This window comes from Mesorhizobium sp. M0862 (assembly GCF_040319795.1).
In the GTDB taxonomy this organism is placed as follows: Bacteria; Pseudomonadota; Alphaproteobacteria; order Rhizobiales; family Rhizobiaceae; genus Mesorhizobium.
The window spans coordinates 128,778-145,406 of the sequence record NZ_JAMYOJ010000012.1 but is presented as its reverse complement, the minus strand read 5'-3'; the positions used below and the strand labels follow the sequence as shown (position 1 = coordinate 145,406).

At 62.8% G+C, this 16,629-nt stretch carries 20 protein-coding genes; 14 read left to right on the top strand and 6 right to left on the bottom strand.

Going from position 1 to position 16,629, the window contains the following annotated elements; translation table 11 throughout:
- The first annotated feature begins 169 nt into the window (after window positions 1-169).
- Window positions 170-1,192, top strand: a complete 1,023-nt coding sequence (locus NKI15_RS19410) for a glycosyltransferase family 4 protein (RefSeq protein WP_352443342.1) — start codon at window positions 170-172, stop codon at window positions 1,190-1,192.
- Window positions 1,193-1,202: 10 nt separating this feature from the next.
- Here the strand turns inward: NKI15_RS19410 and NKI15_RS19405 are convergent, their stop codons facing one another.
- From NKI15_RS19405 to NKI15_RS19395, 3 genes are all read right to left on the bottom strand, one after another.
- Window positions 1,203-1,562 carry a tRNA-binding protein gene (locus NKI15_RS19405; RefSeq protein ID WP_023672028.1) on the bottom strand — a complete coding sequence of 120 codons (360 nt, stop codon included), beginning with the start codon at window positions 1,560-1,562 and terminating at the stop codon, window positions 1,203-1,205.
- 6 nt (window positions 1,563-1,568) lie between these two features.
- Window positions 1,569-2,069 (bottom strand): type III secretion system chaperone family protein, encoded by a 501-nt coding sequence (locus tag NKI15_RS19400; RefSeq protein ID WP_006202532.1) that lies wholly within the window; start codon window positions 2,067-2,069, stop codon window positions 1,569-1,571.
- A gap of 315 nt (window positions 2,070-2,384) precedes the next feature.
- Window positions 2,385-2,687 carry an accessory factor UbiK family protein gene (locus NKI15_RS19395; protein ID WP_023711152.1) on the bottom strand — a complete coding sequence of 101 codons (303 nt, stop codon included), beginning with the start codon at window positions 2,685-2,687 and terminating at the stop codon, window positions 2,385-2,387.
- A 77-nt stretch (window positions 2,688-2,764) separates the two neighbouring features.
- Between NKI15_RS19395 and NKI15_RS19390 the strand changes: the two genes are divergently transcribed.
- The 10 genes from NKI15_RS19390 to NKI15_RS19345 all read left to right on the top strand — a co-directional run bounded on the left by NKI15_RS19390 (window position 2,765) and on the right by NKI15_RS19345 (window position 10,923).
- Window positions 2,765-2,935, top strand: a complete 171-nt coding sequence (locus tag NKI15_RS19390) for a hypothetical protein (protein WP_023683721.1) — start codon at window positions 2,765-2,767, stop codon at window positions 2,933-2,935.
- 149 nt (window positions 2,936-3,084) lie between these two features.
- Window positions 3,085-3,324 carry a BrnA antitoxin family protein gene (locus NKI15_RS19385; protein ID WP_023683720.1) on the top strand — a complete coding sequence of 80 codons (240 nt, stop codon included), beginning with the start codon at window positions 3,085-3,087 and terminating at the stop codon, window positions 3,322-3,324.
- Window positions 3,325-3,427: 103 nt separating this feature from the next.
- Window positions 3,428-4,312, top strand: coding sequence for a prolipoprotein diacylglyceryl transferase (gene lgt, locus NKI15_RS19380; RefSeq protein WP_023672032.1), 885 nt, complete (start codon window positions 3,428-3,430; stop codon window positions 4,310-4,312).
- A complete protein-coding gene (locus NKI15_RS19375; protein ID WP_352886618.1) occupies window positions 4,309-5,373 on the top strand; it encodes a class I SAM-dependent methyltransferase in 1,065 nt (354 codons plus the stop codon). The genes lgt and NKI15_RS19375 overlap by 4 nt, the downstream gene beginning before the upstream one ends.
- Before the next feature lie 151 nt (window positions 5,374-5,524).
- Complete coding sequence (pgeF, locus tag NKI15_RS19370; protein ID WP_023705898.1) at window positions 5,525-6,319, top strand: peptidoglycan editing factor PgeF; 795 nt, start codon at window positions 5,525-5,527, stop codon at window positions 6,317-6,319.
- Window positions 6,319-7,470: a M24 family metallopeptidase gene (locus tag NKI15_RS19365; protein WP_352886616.1), complete on the top strand. Its 1,152-nt coding sequence runs from the start codon at window positions 6,319-6,321 to the stop codon at window positions 7,468-7,470. Before pgeF ends, NKI15_RS19365 begins: the two co-directional genes overlap by 1 nt.
- A 55-nt stretch (window positions 7,471-7,525) precedes the next feature.
- Window positions 7,526-8,122, top strand: coding sequence for a hypothetical protein (locus tag NKI15_RS19360; protein ID WP_023686118.1), 597 nt, complete (start codon window positions 7,526-7,528; stop codon window positions 8,120-8,122).
- Between the two features lie 141 nt (window positions 8,123-8,263).
- Window positions 8,264-9,199, top strand: a complete 936-nt coding sequence (locus NKI15_RS19355; RefSeq protein ID WP_023686119.1) for a ribose-phosphate pyrophosphokinase — start codon at window positions 8,264-8,266, stop codon at window positions 9,197-9,199.
- 90 nt (window positions 9,200-9,289) lie between these two features.
- On the top strand, window positions 9,290-9,805 hold the full coding sequence (locus NKI15_RS19350) for a hypothetical protein (protein WP_352459853.1): 516 nt from the start codon (window positions 9,290-9,292) through the stop codon (window positions 9,803-9,805).
- Window positions 9,806-9,951: 146 nt separating this feature from the next.
- On the top strand, window positions 9,952-10,923 hold the full coding sequence (locus NKI15_RS19345) for a Bug family tripartite tricarboxylate transporter substrate binding protein (protein WP_352513944.1): 972 nt from the start codon (window positions 9,952-9,954) through the stop codon (window positions 10,921-10,923).
- 35 nt (window positions 10,924-10,958) lie between these two features.
- Here the strand turns inward: NKI15_RS19345 and NKI15_RS19340 are convergent, their stop codons facing one another.
- Window positions 10,959-11,831 carry an AraC family transcriptional regulator gene (locus NKI15_RS19340; protein WP_352513945.1) on the bottom strand — a complete coding sequence of 291 codons (873 nt, stop codon included), beginning with the start codon at window positions 11,829-11,831 and terminating at the stop codon, window positions 10,959-10,961.
- Between the two features lie 203 nt (window positions 11,832-12,034).
- Here NKI15_RS19340 and NKI15_RS19335 point away from each other — a divergent pair, with 203 nt between their 5' ends.
- Entirely contained in the window at window positions 12,035-13,279 is a 1,245-nt protein-coding gene (locus tag NKI15_RS19335) for an MFS transporter (RefSeq protein ID WP_352513946.1), read from the top strand.
- A 141-nt stretch (window positions 13,280-13,420) separates the two neighbouring features.
- Entirely contained in the window at window positions 13,421-14,335 is a 915-nt protein-coding gene (locus tag NKI15_RS19330; protein ID WP_023817450.1) for an alpha/beta fold hydrolase, read from the top strand.
- Window positions 14,336-14,415: 80 nt separating this feature from the next.
- Here NKI15_RS19330 and NKI15_RS19325 read toward each other — a convergent pair whose 3' ends face one another.
- Window positions 14,416-15,258 carry an alpha/beta fold hydrolase gene (locus NKI15_RS19325; protein WP_155929564.1) on the bottom strand — a complete coding sequence of 281 codons (843 nt, stop codon included), beginning with the start codon at window positions 15,256-15,258 and terminating at the stop codon, window positions 14,416-14,418.
- A gap of 151 nt (window positions 15,259-15,409) precedes the next feature.
- On the opposite strand from NKI15_RS19325, the gene NKI15_RS19320 reads away from it, so the two are divergent.
- Entirely contained in the window at window positions 15,410-15,841 is a 432-nt protein-coding gene (locus tag NKI15_RS19320) for a MarR family winged helix-turn-helix transcriptional regulator (protein WP_023705903.1), read from the top strand.
- A 22-nt stretch (window positions 15,842-15,863) separates the two neighbouring features.
- On the opposite strand, the gene NKI15_RS19315 is transcribed toward NKI15_RS19320, so the two are convergent.
- Window positions 15,864-16,625, bottom strand: a complete 762-nt coding sequence (locus NKI15_RS19315; RefSeq protein ID WP_023695801.1) for a glutamine amidotransferase — start codon at window positions 16,623-16,625, stop codon at window positions 15,864-15,866.
- Window positions 16,626-16,629 lie beyond the last annotated feature (4 nt).

Sequence of the window (16,629 nt, the reverse complement as noted above, 5' to 3'; positions counted from 1 at the left end):
TCATGAAACCATGGTCAAGAGCGCGCATGAAGCGCGCGACCTCAGTTGATTCGGCTCAGCCGCCTTACTTCGACCTCGTGCCTGCCCGGGTGCGGTGGAGCGAAGCGAGGGCAGCCGGGCCGTACCGCTATCGCATCAAGGCAACCGTTGATCCGAGCAAAGGACCGCCATGCGCATCCTGATGGCCACCGACGCCTGGCGGCCGCAAGTCAACGGCGTCGTCCACACGCTGGAGCGGCTCACCGAAACGCTGAAAACCTTCGACGTTGCGGTCGACTTCCTGACCCCGAACATCTTTCGCACCTTGCCGTTGCCGACCTACCCCGACATCAGGCTGGCGCTGACCACGCCCGGTCATGTCGCGCGGCTGATCGAGGCTCGCAAGGCCGACCATATCCATATCGTCACCGAAGGCCCGCTCGGCATCATGGCGCGGCGCTATTGCCGCAATGCCGGCCGTCCCTTTACCACCAGCTATCACACCCGCTTTCCCGAATATCTGAGCGCCCGCCTGCCAGTGCCGGAGAGCTGGGCCTATCGCTGGCTGCGTGATTTCCACAATTCCGGACAAGGCACGCTGGTCGCCACCCAGTCGCTGGCGGAGGACCTTGCGTCGCGAGGCTTCACCAAGCTCAGGCCGTGGACGCGGGGCGTCGACACCGATCACTTCCGCCCGGACAAGAAGAAGGACCTCGGCTTTCCCGGCCCGGTATTCCTGTGCGTCGGCCGCGTCGCCATCGAGAAGAACCTGAGCGCCTTCCTCGATCTCGACCTGCCCGGCAGCAAGGTGATCGTTGGCGAAGGACCGGAACTGGCCAGGCTCAGGGCGAAATACCCGCAGGCGCATTTTCTCGGCCATCGCCCGAACGATGAGCTGGCCGAGATCTACGCCTCGGCTGATGTTTTCGTTTTCCCCAGCCGCACCGACACGTTCGGCAACGTCATCATCGAGGCGCTGGCCAGCGGGACGCCGGTGGCCGCCTATCCGGTCACCGGACCGATCGACATTGTCGGCGACGGCATCGGCGGCGCGGTGTCGACCGATCTGCGCAAGGCCTCGCTCGCCGCGCTCAATGTCGACCGCGCCGAGGCGCGCGAACGCGCCATGCGCTACAGCTGGAAAGCCTGCGCCGAGATGTTCATGGACACGGTCGAAGAGGCGCTCGGCACCACGCGCAAGCTGGCCGCCTGACGCAATCTTCCTAAAATAGTCGCCCGCCGTCCGGCACCTTGCGCTCGATGGCGCCAAGCACCACGGCGCCTTCTTCATCAGGGAAGCCGAGCGTGAGCACTTCCGACATGAACGGACCGATCTGGCGCGGCGGGAAATTCACCACCGCAAACACCTGCCGTCCCACCAGCGTTTCCGGCGCATAGTATTTCGTGATCTGTGCCGAGGATTTCTTCACGCCGATCTCAGGGCCGAAATCGATCTTCAGCTTGAACGCGGGTTTGCGCGCCTCGGGGAAAGGCTCGGCCTCGACGATCGTGCCGGCACGGATGTCGACACGATCAAAATCGGCAAAGCTGATCTCGGGCTTGCGCGCGCTGCTCGAACTCATGGAAGCTCAAGCGTTACCATAGGTCTCGAACAGGACGCCGGCCAGCGCATCCTTGGCCGAGGTTCCCGACCAGACAACGAACTGGAAGGCCTGGAAATAGCATTCGCAGGCTTCAAGCGCCGACGACAAAAGCACCTCGACCTGCTGGCTCGACGGTTCGACCCCGCCGGCGAGCAGCAGCGACTGGCGAAACATGATCGCGCCCTCCTGCTCCCAGAGATCGAAATGGCCAAACAGCATCTGCTCGTTGATCAGCGACAAAAGCCGCATCACTTCCAGCGCGCGGGCTTCCGGCACCTTGATGTCGAAAGCACAGGCCAGATGCAGCGCCTCGAAGTCCTCCATCCACGAGAAGGAGACGTGATAATCGGTCCAGCTGCCGGCAACCGAGATCGAGATTTCGTCATCGCCGGCCCGTTCGAAGGACCAGTCATTGTTATGGGCGACCTGCTCGATGACATCCACCGGATGGATTTCGCGGGAGAATTCGAGTTCGAGAAGTTCCATGGAATGCTTCCTGTGTTCAGGGGAGCGCCACACGCTCCGCGGGGCACACACGACGAACAATTTGTCTTGAACTCGGACGGCCAGGACTTCACGACACAAAGACCCCGGACCGGACCCCACCGCCCGGCCGCATGACCCTGCTCCGAATCATGCAACAAATTCAGTCTATTGATCGGGAGTCGCGTGAACAGCCTAATTTTTCGCACTGCGTCATCAGCATGTGGAAAGGCGCTGTCACAAAGATTCATGCATTGCCGGTAAACGATTCACGGCAAAGCACTTTTTCGGATTGTGCTTTGTGGAAAAGTTCAAATTTTATTTTTTTGCTTTGGGCTTTGCCGCAGCCGCAGGTGCGGCCTGTCCGGTCAATTCGGCAAGCCTGGCCTCGAGCGCGTCGATGCGGGCGGCCAGCCTGGTGTTTTCTTCGCGGGCCTTGGCAGCCATGTCGCGGGCAGCCTCGAACTCCTCGCGCTGCACCACATCCATGGTGTTGAGGATGCGCTCGGCCTGCCCCTTGAAGGCAGTCTCCACCTCGCGGCGCACGCCTTGTGCGGCACCCGCGGCATCGGTCATCAGCTTGGCGAATTCGTCGAGAATGCGGTTCGGTCCGGTCGACATGGCAAATCCTCGCTTGCTGGAATTGACGTAGTGGCACTGCCTGCGGAATGCAAGAACGTTGAAGCTGGTGCGGCTTCATGTCGGACGCGATTTGGCTCACGGTCCGGCCGACAGATTGCTATTATCGCAAATGGATTCTTGGAACGACGGTTGCCGTGACGGACAGTGCGGACTTGGAGAAGCGCTTTGCAGCACTCGATGCAGCACTCGCAAAGGGCATTTCGGATGCCAGTGCGGGCCGGGTCTAGCCTGGCGACGAGGTGCTGGACAGGCTTGAAGCCAAATACAGGGCAATGGCAGAGAGAACCAAGTGAAGTTACTGGTCTTCACAGACCAGCGGCCTAGTTTTCCTCACGACTTGCTCCAGGCAAGAGTCACTCTCATTCAGGATCAACCAATGGCAACGCCCCCGCGCCGACCGACCAATCCGATGGAAGCCGCTGAAGCGGCCTTCAAGCCGGTCAAGAAACCCGCGCCTCCCATTCGCGAACCCTCCGCCGCACCAAACGTTCGCGAGCTTGTCTCGATCAGGATCGATCGCGCCGTGCTCGACCATTTCCAGGAAGATGGCCCCGGCTGGCAAGACAGGATCAACGATGCGCTCAGGCAATTGGTCGCCGGCAAGCCGCAGGGTTGAGCCCATTATCTCTGACGATCAGGCTGTCGTCACCTTGCCTTGACCCCGCCAAAACCCTGCCGCATGGTCCGCGCCCTAACGCGAGCCCTCCCAGGAGATCCTGTTGAACGACTATTTCCCGCTGCCGATGGCGTCGCTGTCCTTCCCCAACATCGACCCGATCCTGGTTCAGATCGGCCCGCTGGCTGTGCACTGGTACGGCATCGGCTATATCGTCGGCATCCTGTTCGCCTGGTGGTACGCCAAGCGGCTCGTCACCAACACAAGGCTGTGGCCTGATGGCGTCTTGCCGATGAAGCCGATCGACCTCGACGATTTCATCGTCTGGGCCGCCGTCGGCGTCGTGCTCGGCGGACGCACCGGCTATGTGCTTTTCTACGATTTAAAGCGCTATATCGACCACCCGCTCGACATCTTCGCCGTCTGGCAGGGCGGCATGTCGTTCCATGGCGGCCTGCTTGGCGTCATCCTCGCCATGACGCTGTTTTCCCTCAAGCGCGGCATCCGCACCTGGACGCTGTTCGACGTGGTGGCAGCCGGCGTGCCGGTCGGGCTCGGCCTCGTCCGCATCGCGAACTTCGTCAATGCCGAACTCTGGGGTCGCGTGACCGACGTGTCGTGGGGCGTCGTCTTCTGCAACGAGCGTCTCCAGCAGACCGTGGCGGGTTGTGTCGCGGGCCTGGAGCCTCGCCATCCGAGCCAGCTCTACGAAGCGCTGCTCGAGGGCGCGGTGCTGTTCCTGGTCCTGCGCTTCCTCACCCATTCGCGGCTGAAGCTGAAGACGCCGCGCTTTGTCGGCGGCGCCTTCATTTGCGGCTACGGCCTGTCACGCATCTTCGTCGAGTTCTTCCGCGAGCCCGACCAGCAGCTCGGCTACCTCCTCGGCGGCTGGCTCACCATGGGCATGGTGCTGTCGCTGCCGATGGTGCTGGCCGGCATCTGGGCGATGGCCACAGCCAAACCGGCGCCGCAACCACAGCCGGCATGACACGGCTGAAGACCCGCATCGTCGACCTGATCGGCGCGCTCGGCCCCCTCCCCGTCAACGAGTACATGGCGCTCTGCCTGTTCGATCCCAGCGACGGCTACTACACCACGCGCGAGCCGTTCGGCGCCGCCGGCGACTTCGTCACCGCACCCGAGATCAGCCAGATGTTCGGCGAACTCGTCGCCGTCTGGCTCTATCAGGCCTGGCTGGCGATCGGCCGACCCCTGCCGGTCACCATCGCGGAGATCGGGCCTGGCCGCGGCACGCTGATGAAGGACATGCTTCGCACCCTGACGCGGCTCGATCCGGCTATCGCCGCCGGAGCCTCCTTCGCCCTGGTCGAGACCAGTCCGCGGCTGACTGAAATCCAGAAGCAGACGCTTGCCGAAACTTCGGTTGAGCTCGGCTGGCACGAAACCATCGCCACACTACCGCAGGCGCCGTTGCTGATTGTCGGCAATGAATTGTTCGACGCTGTGCCGATCCGCCAGTTCATCCGCGCCGGCGCCGGCTGGCGCGAACGGGTGATCGGCCTCGATGTCTCAGACGAGTTGAGCTTCTTCGCCGGCGCCGGCTCGGTCGAGGCGACGCTGCTGCCGGAAGACGCCGCCGAGGCGCCACAAGGCTCTATTTTCGAAATAGCACCGGCCCGCGCGGCACTGATGGCGACCATTGCCGAACGCATAGCCGACCACGGCGGCGCCGGGCTGTTCCCCGATTACGGCCATCTCCAGCCCGGTTTCGGCGACACATTGCAGGCCGTGCGCAGGCACGCCCCCGAAGATGTGCTGGCCAATCCCGGCGAAGCCGATCTCACCGCCCATGTCGACTTCGCTGCACTGGCCGCCGTCGTGCGGGCGCATGGCCTCGATGTGGAATTGGCGACGCAGGGCGACTTTCTGCTTGGCATGGGATTGCTTGAGCGAGCTGGCCAGTTGGGCAGCCAGGCAGGCCAAGAGGCACGACAAACCATTGCCGATGCCGTCGAGCGCCTGGCCGGACCCGACGGCATGGGCACGCTGTTCAAAATCCTGAAAATACTGCCGCATCAGCCAGTCTGACCCTCAGAGATCGTTACAAGCCGTCCCGCGACGCCGCCTATGGTCGCATGCCTGCTTTTGGCCAATGCAAAGTCGACGCAGCAGCACTGTCGCAATCACTCGGCCGAACTTCGCCTTGACGAAAACGCCGGCGCGGACAACAAACCCATCCATGCTGAATCAGACCAAACCGGATCCTGTTCGCTCGCCGCTGCTGGAAGCGGCCAAGCCGCGAGGTATCCGCCATGGCTATTTCACCCGTATCGGCGGCGTCTCCGGCGGCATCTATCAGGGACTTAACATCGGCACCGGGTCGGATGACGATCAGATGCTGGTCGCCGAGAACCGCCGCCGCGTCGCTGCCTGGATGGGTGTGCCGGCCAGCCATCTCCTGACCGCGCATCAGGTCCACTCGCCCGATGTCGTTATTGCCAGGGAACCCTTTCCCGGCCCGCGGCCCAAGGCCGACGCCATCGTCACCGACCGGCCGGGCATCGCCATCGGCGCCTCGACGGCCGATTGCGGCCCGGTGCTGTTCGCCGATGCGCAAGCGCGCATCATTGGCGCTGCACACGCCGGCTGGAAGGGCGCTTTCACCGGTGTGCTTGAAAACACCATTGCCGCGATGGAAAGCCTCGGCGCCCGCCGTGAGCGCATCATTGCGGTTCTCGGTCCTTCGATCGGCCCCGACAATTACGAGGTCGGGCCGGAATTCGTCGCCCGTTTCGTCGAAGCCGATGCCGAAAACATCGGCTATTTCGCGCCTTCGGCCAATCCGGCGCATGCAATGTTCGATCTCAACCTCTATACGGTCGACCGGCTGAAGAAGGCTGGCGTGACCGCCGAGGGGCTTGGCCGCTGCACCTATGCCGAGGAGGATCTCTTCTTTTCCTACCGGCGCGCGACGCATCGCAAGGAACCGGACTACGGTCGGCAGGTTTCGGCAATTGTTTTGGAGAACGGATAATGGCGCTGCATTTCGAACGGTCGGAATTTGACGCCCGGCGTGACCGGTTGATGATCGAGATGACGGAAAAGAAGCTCGATGCTGTACTGCTTTTCGCCCAGGAGAGCATGTACTGGCTAACCGGCTACGACACGTTCGGCTTCTGTTTCTTCCAGTGCCTGGTTGTGAAGGCTGACGGCTCGATGGTGCTGCTCACCCGCTCGGCCGATTTGCGCCAGGCGCGCCACACATCGATCATCGACAACATCGTGCTGTGGACCGACCGCGACGGCGCCAACCCGGCGGTCGACCTGCGCAACCTGCTCAACGACCTCAATCTCCTCGGCGCCCGCATCGGCGTCGAATACGACACCCATGGCCTGACCGCCTTCAATGGCCGCCGCGTCGACGAGCAGCTGCAGACCTTCGGCCAGATCGCCGACGCCTCCGGTACTGTCGGCCGTCTGCGCCTGTTCAAGAGCCCGGCTGAAATCGCCAAGGCCGAAAAGGCCGCCAACCTTTCCGACGACGCGCTCGACGCGGCCCTGCCGCTGATCAAGCAGGGCGGCGACGAAGCGCTGATCCTTGCCGCCATGCAGGGCGCGGTGTTTGCCGGCGGCGGCGACTATCCGGCCAATGAATTCATCATCGGCTCGGGCATCGACGCGCTGCTCTGCCGCTACAAGGCCGGGCGCCGCAAGCTGACCAAGAACGATCAGCTGACGCTCGAATGGGCCGGCGTGTTCCATCACTATCACGCGCCGATGATGCGCACCGTGCTGACCGGCAAGGCGTCGAAGCGCCATCAGGAGCTGTTCGACGCCGCCCGCGCGGCTCTTCTGGCGGTCGAGAAGGCGATGACGCCCGGCAACACCTTCGGCGACGTCTTCGACGCGCATGCCCGCACGCTGGAGGCGCACAGCCTGACCAAGCATCGGTTGAACGCCTGCGGCTATTCCGTCGGCGCCCGCTTCACCCCGTCCTGGATGGATATGCCGATGTTCTACCAGGGCAATCCCGAGCCGATCGCGCCCAACATGACATTGTTCGCGCACATGATCATCATGGACTCCGAAACCGAGACGGCGATGACGCTTGGCCGCACCTACCTGACCACCGAATCCCAGCCGAAGCCGCTTTCGCGCCATGATCTCGACTTGATCGTACAGTGAATCCATAATGGTTGGTCCACGCGGGGGCGTTCGCGACTAAGGAGTTTTCGGGCAGATGAGACGATCGCATGTGACGACCGTGTCATTGCTCGCAGCGCTTGTGCTGGCCGCTTGCACCAATGCCAAGGACGTCCTTGAGCCGTCCGCCATCACGCCGCCGGCAGCCTCGGCCCAACCGGCTCAGCCCTTGGCTGCCCCGGGCATCGCGCCCGCCGCCACACCAGCGCCGGCCGTCGGCGCCACGACACCCGCCAACCCCGCGCAGAGCGCCGCCGCTTTGTCGAAGACCCGGCTGCAGATCGCGCCGATCGTCGGCGCCTCCGTGGAAGCGGCAACGCCGCTGACGGCCGAACTGCAGACACGCGCCAAGCAGCGCGGCATCACCCTTGCCGGCAGCGCCGACCAGGCCGCCACCCATGTGCTGAAGGGCTACTTCTCGACCATGACGGAAGGCAAGGATACAACCGTTATCTATGTCTGGGACGTCTATGACCCCGCTGGCAACCGGCTACACCGCATCAATGGCCAGCAGAAGGCGCCCTCGGTCAATGCCGCCGAAGGCTGGCCCGCGGTTGCACCCGCTACCATGCAGGCGATCGCCGACCAGACGATCGACCAGTTCGCGGCCTGGCTCGGCGGCAGCGCCGGCTGATCCGCCTGTTACCGGCTTCCGTTCACTGTTGACGTTTTTGAGATTAGCCGGCGGATTCCCGTCAACGAGGCTTGCAATACCGGCACGGCTCGCTACAAGCCCGATTAAGAGGACCTCCCCATCCTTCGCCAGGAACGGTGCATGAAGCTTTTCGCGGGCAATTCCAACCGGGTGCTGGCCGAAGCGGTCGCCCGCTATCTCAATGTCCCGCTGGGCAAGGCCAGCGTCAGACGCTTCGCCGATCAGGAAATCTTCGTCGAAATCCAGGAAAACGTGCGCGGCGAGGATGTCTTCATCCTGCAGTCGACCTCGTTCCCGACCAACGATCATCTGATGGAACTGCTCATCATGATCGATGCCTTCATGCGCTCCTCGGCCAAGCGCATCACCGCGGTCATCCCCTATTTCGGTTACGCCAGGCAGGATCGCCGGGCCTCGGGCCGCACACCGATCTCGGCCAAGCTGGTCGCCAACATGATCACCCGCGCTGGCGTCGACCGCGTTTTGACGCTCGACCTCCATGCCGGCCAGATCCAGGGTTTTTTCGACATTCCGACCGACAATCTGTTCTCGGTGCCGGTGATGGCCCGCGACGTGAAGGCAAAATACAAACAGCTTGCCAATGTCGTCGTCGTCTCGCCCGATATTGGCGGCGTGGTGCGCGCCCGCGCGCTCGCCAAACGCTTCGACGCACAACTGGCCATCGTCGACAAGCGCCGCGAACGTCCCGGTGAATCCGAAGTGATGAACATCATCGGCGCGGTCGCCGGCAAGGATTGCCTGCTGATCGACGACATCGTCGATTCCGGCGGCACGCTGTGCAACGCCGCCGATGCGCTGCTCGCCAACGGCGCTACCAGCGTCACCGCCTATATCACCCACGGCGTGCTGTCGGGCGGTGCGGTCGCCCGGATCAGCGGCTCGAAGCTGCAGGAACTGGTGATCACCGATTCCATCCAGCCGACGCAAGGCGTGCTCGACGCCCCGAATATCCGCGTCATCTCCATCGCCGACCTGATGGGCGAGGCGATTTCGCGCACAGCGACCGAAGAGTCCGTGTCGAGCCTGTTCGATTAATCCATGTTGCCCAAAAGCGTGCCCACGGGCCTAGCTCGGGGGTAATCTCGTTTTTGGAATCTCCCAAACCGTCGTGAAAGGAGCCAGCTGATGCGCAATCGAATCAAGGCTGCAGGCATCGCAGGAATGCTTCTCGCAATCGGCATCGCCAGCGCGGCCTATGCGCCGACAATCGCTCCGGTTTCGACCGCGCAGGCGCAAACGGAATATCTTCCCACCGAAAAGGATTTCATCGGCAAATGGAGCATCGCAGGGTCCGCAATCCGGCCACCGCGTGATCTGAAAGAGCCGGCGAAGCCCGACCAGGAAGCGGCTGCGACCGAATTTCAGCAGACTGTGACCGCCTTTTATGGCGCCTTCGACTATCTGGAGATCACGGCGGACGGCCGCTACAATTTTCACCAACCGGGTGACCCGGCATCGGGGCCTTGCGTCTGGTGCGGGACATGGTCGTTCAAGAACGATTCCCTGTGGCTCGAACTGGACACGGCGCCCAGGCTCGACATCTACGCCGAGGGCGGCGACATGCAGATGACCTACACGGCCGAGCCTGAAGAGACGTCACGATACAAATGGCTTGTTTTCAGCTGGACCAAGGCTGATTGAACTGAGGGGTGAGGCGTTCTCGCGCACGCCAACCGAAGCATCGGTGTCAAGCCCGATCTCCTGAGGCGGGCAGTCAGTCCATGGTTGCATTGTGCGAGGAGTTCACCATGGCCATACTTCCCCTCCAATCAACGGAGGAGTAGCAGATGCGGCGTAGGACTTTGCTCGGGCTCGCGGTTTCCATCGCAGCCACCCTTTCAGCACCGGCGGCTTGGGCCGCCGATTTTCCGGACCGGACCATCACCATGGTTGTCCCCTTTTCCGCCGGTGGCTCGACGGATCTGGTCGCGCGCCTGGTCGCCAACAAGATGTCCGAAAAGCTGGGCCAGCAGATTGTCGTCGAAAATGTCGGCGGCGCCGGGGGCAGCATCGGCGCTGCCCAGGTCGCCCGAGCCGAACCGGACGGCTACACGATCCTGATGGGCACGGTCGCAACCCACGCGCTCAACCCGCTGATCCTGAAGACAAAGCCCTACGATGCGGAGAAGGATTTTGCGCCGATATCGTTGCTCGTGCTGGTGCCAAACGTCCTGGTCGTAAACCCTGAATTCCCCGCCAAGGACGTCAAGGAACTGATCGAGATGCTGAAGAAGGACCCGGACAAATATGCCTACGCCTCATCAGGCAATGGCACCCCGCTGCATCTCTCCGGCGAGCTTTTCAAGACGATGGCCGGCGTCAGTATGCAGCACATTCCCTACAAGGGCGCCGGACCGGCCTTGAACGACGTTATCGGCAATCAGGTGCCGATGATGTTCGACAACCTCCCCTCTTCATCGGGCCATATCAAGAGCGGGACGCTGAGAGCGCTTGGCGTCACCACCAAGGAGCGCGTTCCCTCCTTCCCCGACATACCGCCCATTGCCGAAACCATTCCCGGCTATGAAACCTACAGTTGGAACGCTCTGTTCGCGCCCGCAGGCACGCCGCCGGAGGTCGTCGCCGTTCTTCAGAAGGCGGCAGTTGAAGCCCTGAAAGACCCTGATGTGATCGCCCGCATGGCCCAGTTCAGCGCCTCGATCGTGGCCTCCACCCCGGAAGAGCTTGGAGTGCATGTGAAGGCCGAACTCGCCAAATGGGAACCGATCGTCAAGGCCAGCGGCGTTCAGCTGGACTAGGGCCTACGACAAAGTGCTGCGGGCTTTTCCTGGCGCTACGGCGCCGGGGCCTCAAGCCGAGGCTGAGCCCGCCGCATGCCTTCGTCGCGGGCGCCGCGCATATAGCCGCGCGGCGAGGCGCCGAGCATGCGCTTGAACATGGTTATGAATGCCGGCACGCTGTCATAACCGAGGTCGAGCGCCACCCTGGTGATCGGCTCGCCGTCGGCGAGCCTGGGAAGTGCCGCGAACAGGCAGGCCTGCTGGCGCCAAGTCGACAAGGACAGTCCGGTCTGGCGGTGAAAGGCGCGGGTGAACGAACGGCGGCTCATGCCTGCGGCATCCGCCCACTCGTCGATCGTGGCGTGCGGCGAAGGTGCCGCGACAAAGCGTCGGCAGAGCGCCGCCAGCTTCGGGTCGGACGGGAACGGCAGCCCGAGCGGCCGTTCCGGCAAGGTCGGGATCTCGTGCAGCAACAGGTTCATGATCAGCCCGCCGCGGCCTTCCAGTTCGCCGCCTTGCGGCAGCTTTTCCGATTCGACGATCAGGCTGTGCATCAGCTCGGTGATGCCGACGACGCGCAAACCTTCCGGCAGGCCGGGGATAGCGCCCGGCATGACATAGACCGAGCGCATCGAGACATCGCCCAGCATTTCGACAGAATGCTCGGTGCCGGCCGGTATCCACATTGCGTGGTCGGGCGGCACCATCCAGCGCCCGTACCTGGTCGTCACCAGCACGACACCGACCAGCGCATGCAGCAGCTGGCTGCGGCTGTGGCGGTGTTGCGGCACGAGGTAACCGTCGGGATATTCGGTCGGCAAAGCCACCGCCGGCCCGGAAACCTCCTCCAGCCACTGCCAGCGGCTTTCGTGCAATCGGCCGAGATCGGCATTGCCGGCGCGGAAGATGTCCCTGCCATGTGGCATCGGCTATGGCCCACTTGCGAAACTATTGGACCAAACCACGAAAGAAGTCGCCTCGCAAGCGGCTTATAAGGCAGCCATCCCCAAGGCGCTCCGCAGGGGCGTCGCCCAAGCGCTTCAGACGAGCGTCCTTAAGGCGGTCCGCGGGAGCGGCCGCCAAGCCTGCCCGCGGGCAAACACCCGCCAAAAAGACCTCGGAGCCTGCCTTGACCGATACGACAGCCACCAGCATTGCACCGCAGCCAAGCGCCAGCCTCCCTTCAGCCCAGGCGACCGCCTTCACCGTCATCCTGGCGGTGAGCTTTTGCCACGGCATCAACGACATCATGCAATCGCTGCTGCCGGCGATCTATCCGCTGCTGAAAGAGAATTACGGTCTCGATTTCTGGCAGATCGGTCTTCTGACCTTCACCTTCCAGGTCACGGCGTCGCTGCTGCAGCCTATCATCGGCATGATCACCGACAAGCGGCCAATGCCCTATTCGCTGCCCTACGGCATGGCGTCCTCGCTGATTGGCCTGATCGTTCTGGCCTATGCCGGCGACTATGCGCTGCTTCTGGTCGGCGCCTCGCTGATCGGAATCGGCTCGGCGATCTTCCATCCGGAATCCTCGCGCATTGCCCGCTTTGCCTCCGGCGGCCGCTTTGGCCTGGCGCAATCTTTGTTCCAGGTCGGCGGCAATTTCGGCCAGTCGATGGGGCCGCTGCTCGCTGCCTTCATCGTTGTGCCCTTCGGCCAGACCAGCATTTCATGGTTCGCTGTCGGGTCTCTGATCGGCATCATCGTTTTGTCGCGGGTCGGCGGCTGGTACAGCCGGATGCGCGCCGCGCAGGGCAATCGCAAGGCGGCAAGCTTCGTCTCCCCCTTCCCGCGCAAGAAAGTGATGGGTGCGCTCATCGTCCTGACGTTGCTGGTGCTGACCAAGAATGCCTACATCGCCTCGCTCTCCAGCTACTACACCTTCTATTCCATCCATAAGTTCGGCGTGTCGGTGCAGATGAGCCAGGTCATGCTGTTCCTGTTCCTCGGCGCCTCGGCGCTGGGCATCCTGCTCGGCGGACCGTTCGGCGACCGCTACGGCCAGAAGGCGATGATCTGGTTCTCGATCGTCGGCGTGCTGCCGTTCACGCTGGCGCTGCCCTACGCCAATTTCGAATGGACGATGGTGCTGACGGTGCTGATCGGCCTGATCCTGTCCTCGGCCTTCTCCAACATCGTCGTGTTTGCGCAGGAGTTGGTGCCGGGACGTGTCGGCACCATCGCCGGGATCTTCTTCGGCTTCGCCTTCGGCATGGGCGGCATTGCAGCCGCCGTGCTCGGCGTCGTCGCCGACATGAAGGGCATCGATTTCGTCTTCCAGATCTGCTCGTATCTGCCGCTGCTCGGCCTGCTGACGGTGTTCCTGCCCAACATGAAGGAAGCCAGGAAGGCGCAAGCGGCGGCCAGATAAAACCGGTCGATTTTGCGGATTTGACGCAGGGCGCGGCATTGCTGCGCCCTCTGTGATTCTTTCACCATGCGCTGGTTGAAAAGCCTGCTAGAGATAGTCATCAACGAAGGCTTGGGGCCTTCGACGTCTCTGGGGGATGACATGCGCAAGATCGTATTGGCCGTATTGGGTGTGCTTCTTGTTACCTTGCCGGCGACGGCACGCATCGTTCCCTTTCCGCCGGGTTTCAAGACGCAGTCCGTCGAAACCAACGGCACCAAACTCTATGTGCGCGTTGGCGGCAAGGGACCCGCCGTCGTGCTGCTGCACGGCTTTGCCGATACCGGAGACATGTGGGGCGCCGCGGCCATCGCCCTCGCAAAGGACCACACCGTCATCGTGCCGGACCTGCGCGGCATGGGTCTGTCGGCCCACCCGGAAGCGGGCTACGCCAAGAAGAACCAGGCCGTCGACATCGCCGGCGTGTTGGATGCCCTGAAGATCGACAAGGCAGATCTCGTCACCCACGACATCGGCAACATGGTCGGCTATGCGCTCGCCGCTCAGTATCCCAAGCGCATCACCAAATGGGTTATCATCGACGCGCCGCTGCCCGGCATAGGCGACTGGGAAAAGATCAAGCAAAGCCCGCTGCTTTGGCACTTCAACTTCCGCGGCCCTGATATGGAGCGGCTGGTCGCGGGGCGCGAGCGCATCTATCTCGACCGCTTCTACAACGAGTTGTCGGCTGACCCCAAGAAGATCGACGAGGCGACGCGCAGGCACTACGCCAAACTCTATGCCCGCCCGCATGCGATGCATGACGCCTTCGAGCAGTTCAAGGCGTTTGACCAGGACGCGATCGACAACCAGGCGATGCTTGCCGCCGGCGGCAAACTGACCATGCCGGTACTGGCTGTCGGCGGTGAAAAATCCGCCGGCACTACGCAGGCCGATCTCCTGCGGCTTGTTGCGACCGATGTCACGGGCGGCATCGTGCCCGCTTCCGGACACTGGATCATGGAGGAAAACCCCGACGACACCGTCAAACTGATCACTGGTTTTCTCGATAAATAGGCACTGTCCCGCTGACATTTCGACGAAAGCAAATGCACCCGCCTGACGGCGGCTGCATTTGCCTATCCGCCTGGACGATTCTAGGCCTTGAAGAACGCCAGCAGGTCGGCATTGATGACATCGGCATGGGTCGTCGCCATGCCGTGCGGGAAGCCCTTGTAGACCTTGAGCTCGCCCTTTTTGAGCAGCTTGACAGCCAGCAGCGCGGAGTCGGCGATCGGAACGATCTGGTCGTCGTCGCCATGCATCACCAGCACCGGCACCTCGATGGCCTTCAGATCGTCGGTGAAGTCGGTTTCCGAGAACGCCTTGATGCAATCATAATGCGCCTTGGTGCCGCCCATCATGCCCTGGCGCCACCAATTCTCGACGACAGCCTGCGACACCTGGGCGCCGGGGCGATTGAAGCCGTAGAACGGGCCGGCCGCGACGTCGTGGAAAAACTGGGCGCGGTTGGCTGCCTGGGCGGAGCGGAAACCGTCGAACACCTCGATCGGCAGGCCGCCGGGATTGGACGCCGTCTTCAGCATGATCGGCGGCACCGCGCCGAGCAATGCGGCCTTGGCGACACGGCCGCCGGAGCCGTACTTCGCGACATAACGGGCCACTTCGCCGCCACCGGTGGAATGGCCGACATGGATGGCGTTCTTGAGGTCGAGATGCGCTGCAAGCTCCGCGACATCGGCGGCGTAGGTGTCCATCTCGTTGCCGGTATCGGTCTGGGTCGAGCGGCCATGGCCGCGCCGGTCATGGGCAATGACGCGGTAGCCCTTGGACAGGAAGAACAGCATCTGGGCGTCCCAGTCGTCGCTGCTCAGCGGCCAGCCGTGATGGAAGACGATGGGTTGTCCCGTTCCCCAATCCTTGTAGAAAATTTCGGTGCCATCCTTGGTGGTGATCGTGCTGCTGCCGGGCTTGGTCATCTCGCTCTCCATTGATTGCTTCCGCGATAATCAATATCGCGATAACCATACGACTAGCGCAGGTCCAAATCCTTGTCTACAGAAAATATGTATCGCGATATCATTTTTCGTGGTACATATTGATGTGCTCAGTCGGCTAAAGGAATGCCTCGTGCCTCTCCCGTTGGACAACCAGCTCTGCTTCACGCTTTACGCCACCAGCATAGCAATCAATCGCACCTACAAGCCCATGCTGGACGAGATGGGCATCACTTATCCGCAATATCTCGTGCTGAACGCACTTGCCGAAGCCCGCGGGATGTCGGTCGGCTCGATTGCGCACAGGCTCGCTTTGGAATCGAGCACCATCACGCCGCTGGTGAAGCGCATGGAACAGGCCGGTCTCGTCACCCGCCAGCGCAGCCAGACGGACGAGCGCCAAGTGCAGGTCGACCTGACGCCTGCCGGCCGCGCGCTGCTCGTCCAGTGCAACTGCCTCAACGAAACCCTGATCGAACGCTCGGGCATGACGATGGCTGATCTCGATGCCTTGAATCGGCGGATCCAAGCGCTGCGCGAAGCGTTGAGCAGCAAGCCGGACTAGCTGCCCTACAAACACGCCAGGCTTAATCCTTGCCGGCCAGCCAGCGCACGACGTTGCCCATCAGCTTGCCGTAGAGCGGCCATCCCAAAAAGTCCTGCGACAGCCAGTGTGGGCCGATGTCGGTCGCCCACGCGACGGTGCGGCCACGGCCATGCTCACGAACCGCAAGCAGCGGCCAGTCCGTGCCGCGATAATGGCAGGTCGCCAGAAGCTGGGACGAGCCGTCGCGCCTAAAATCGAGTTTGTTCATGCCGAGGATCGGCGGCAACGGACCCGCGACACCGGCAAGGATCGGATGCGACGCCTGAAGGATCGACGGCTGCAGGCCTTGCGGCACTTCCAGCCCGTCCGAGAATGGCAGGCAGCGCACGGGCAGCACGTCCTCGACCGGGGTGTCGTGGAAACGCGCCGTGCCGAACATGCCTTGGAACCCCATATAGCCGCCGGCCAGCATCAGCCCGCCGCCGCCTTCGACATAGGCCTTGAGGACGTCGAGGCGGTTGACGCCGATGCGCCCGGCGCGGGCCTCCGGCGTGACCAGCAAGGTCAGCGCGCCGACATCGGAGATCACCACCGCCTGGTATTCGGCCAGCGCGTCGAGGTCATACGGAAATTCGGCCGCACAGCGATCGCCACCGATCTGCGTCACCGCTATGCCCTCTGCGGCAAGGGCGGCATTGAAGGCCGTCGCGCCATTCACCCATGTCGCACTTGTCAGAACGTCGCCGCCGGCAGCGACCGACGTCGTCGCCGCGAAGGTCTCGCCTGCCAGCAAGAGTTTCATCGTC

Coding starts and splice junctions, on each gene's coding strand:
- NKI15_RS19410 (WP_352443342.1), top strand. CDS start 170: ATGCGCATCCTGATGGCCACCGACGCCTGGCGGCCGCAAGTCAACGGC.
- NKI15_RS19405 (WP_023672028.1), bottom strand. CDS start 1,562: ATGAGTTCGAGCAGCGCGCGCAAGCCCGAGATCAGCTTTGCCGATTTT.
- NKI15_RS19400 (WP_006202532.1), bottom strand. CDS start 2,069: ATGGAACTTCTCGAACTCGAATTCTCCCGCGAAATCCATCCGGTGGAT.
- NKI15_RS19395 (WP_023711152.1), bottom strand. CDS start 2,687: ATGTCGACCGGACCGAACCGCATTCTCGACGAATTCGCCAAGCTGATG.
- NKI15_RS19390 (WP_023683721.1), top strand. CDS start 2,765: ATGTCGGACGCGATTTGGCTCACGGTCCGGCCGACAGATTGCTATTAT.
- NKI15_RS19385 (WP_023683720.1), top strand. CDS start 3,085: ATGGCAACGCCCCCGCGCCGACCGACCAATCCGATGGAAGCCGCTGAA.
- NKI15_RS19375 (WP_352886618.1), top strand. CDS start 4,309: ATGACACGGCTGAAGACCCGCATCGTCGACCTGATCGGCGCGCTCGGC.
- pgeF (WP_023705898.1), top strand. CDS start 5,525: ATGCTGAATCAGACCAAACCGGATCCTGTTCGCTCGCCGCTGCTGGAA.
- NKI15_RS19365 (WP_352886616.1), top strand. CDS start 6,319: ATGGCGCTGCATTTCGAACGGTCGGAATTTGACGCCCGGCGTGACCGG.
- NKI15_RS19360 (WP_023686118.1), top strand. CDS start 7,526: ATGAGACGATCGCATGTGACGACCGTGTCATTGCTCGCAGCGCTTGTG.
- NKI15_RS19355 (WP_023686119.1), top strand. CDS start 8,264: ATGAAGCTTTTCGCGGGCAATTCCAACCGGGTGCTGGCCGAAGCGGTC.
- NKI15_RS19350 (WP_352459853.1), top strand. CDS start 9,290: ATGCGCAATCGAATCAAGGCTGCAGGCATCGCAGGAATGCTTCTCGCA.
- NKI15_RS19345 (WP_352513944.1), top strand. CDS start 9,952: ATGCGGCGTAGGACTTTGCTCGGGCTCGCGGTTTCCATCGCAGCCACC.
- NKI15_RS19340 (WP_352513945.1), bottom strand. CDS start 11,831: ATGCCACATGGCAGGGACATCTTCCGCGCCGGCAATGCCGATCTCGGC.
- NKI15_RS19330 (WP_023817450.1), top strand. CDS start 13,421: ATGCGCAAGATCGTATTGGCCGTATTGGGTGTGCTTCTTGTTACCTTG.
- NKI15_RS19325 (WP_155929564.1), bottom strand. CDS start 15,258: ATGACCAAGCCCGGCAGCAGCACGATCACCACCAAGGATGGCACCGAA.
- NKI15_RS19315 (WP_023695801.1), bottom strand. CDS start 16,625: ATGAAACTCTTGCTGGCAGGCGAGACCTTCGCGGCGACGACGTCGGTC.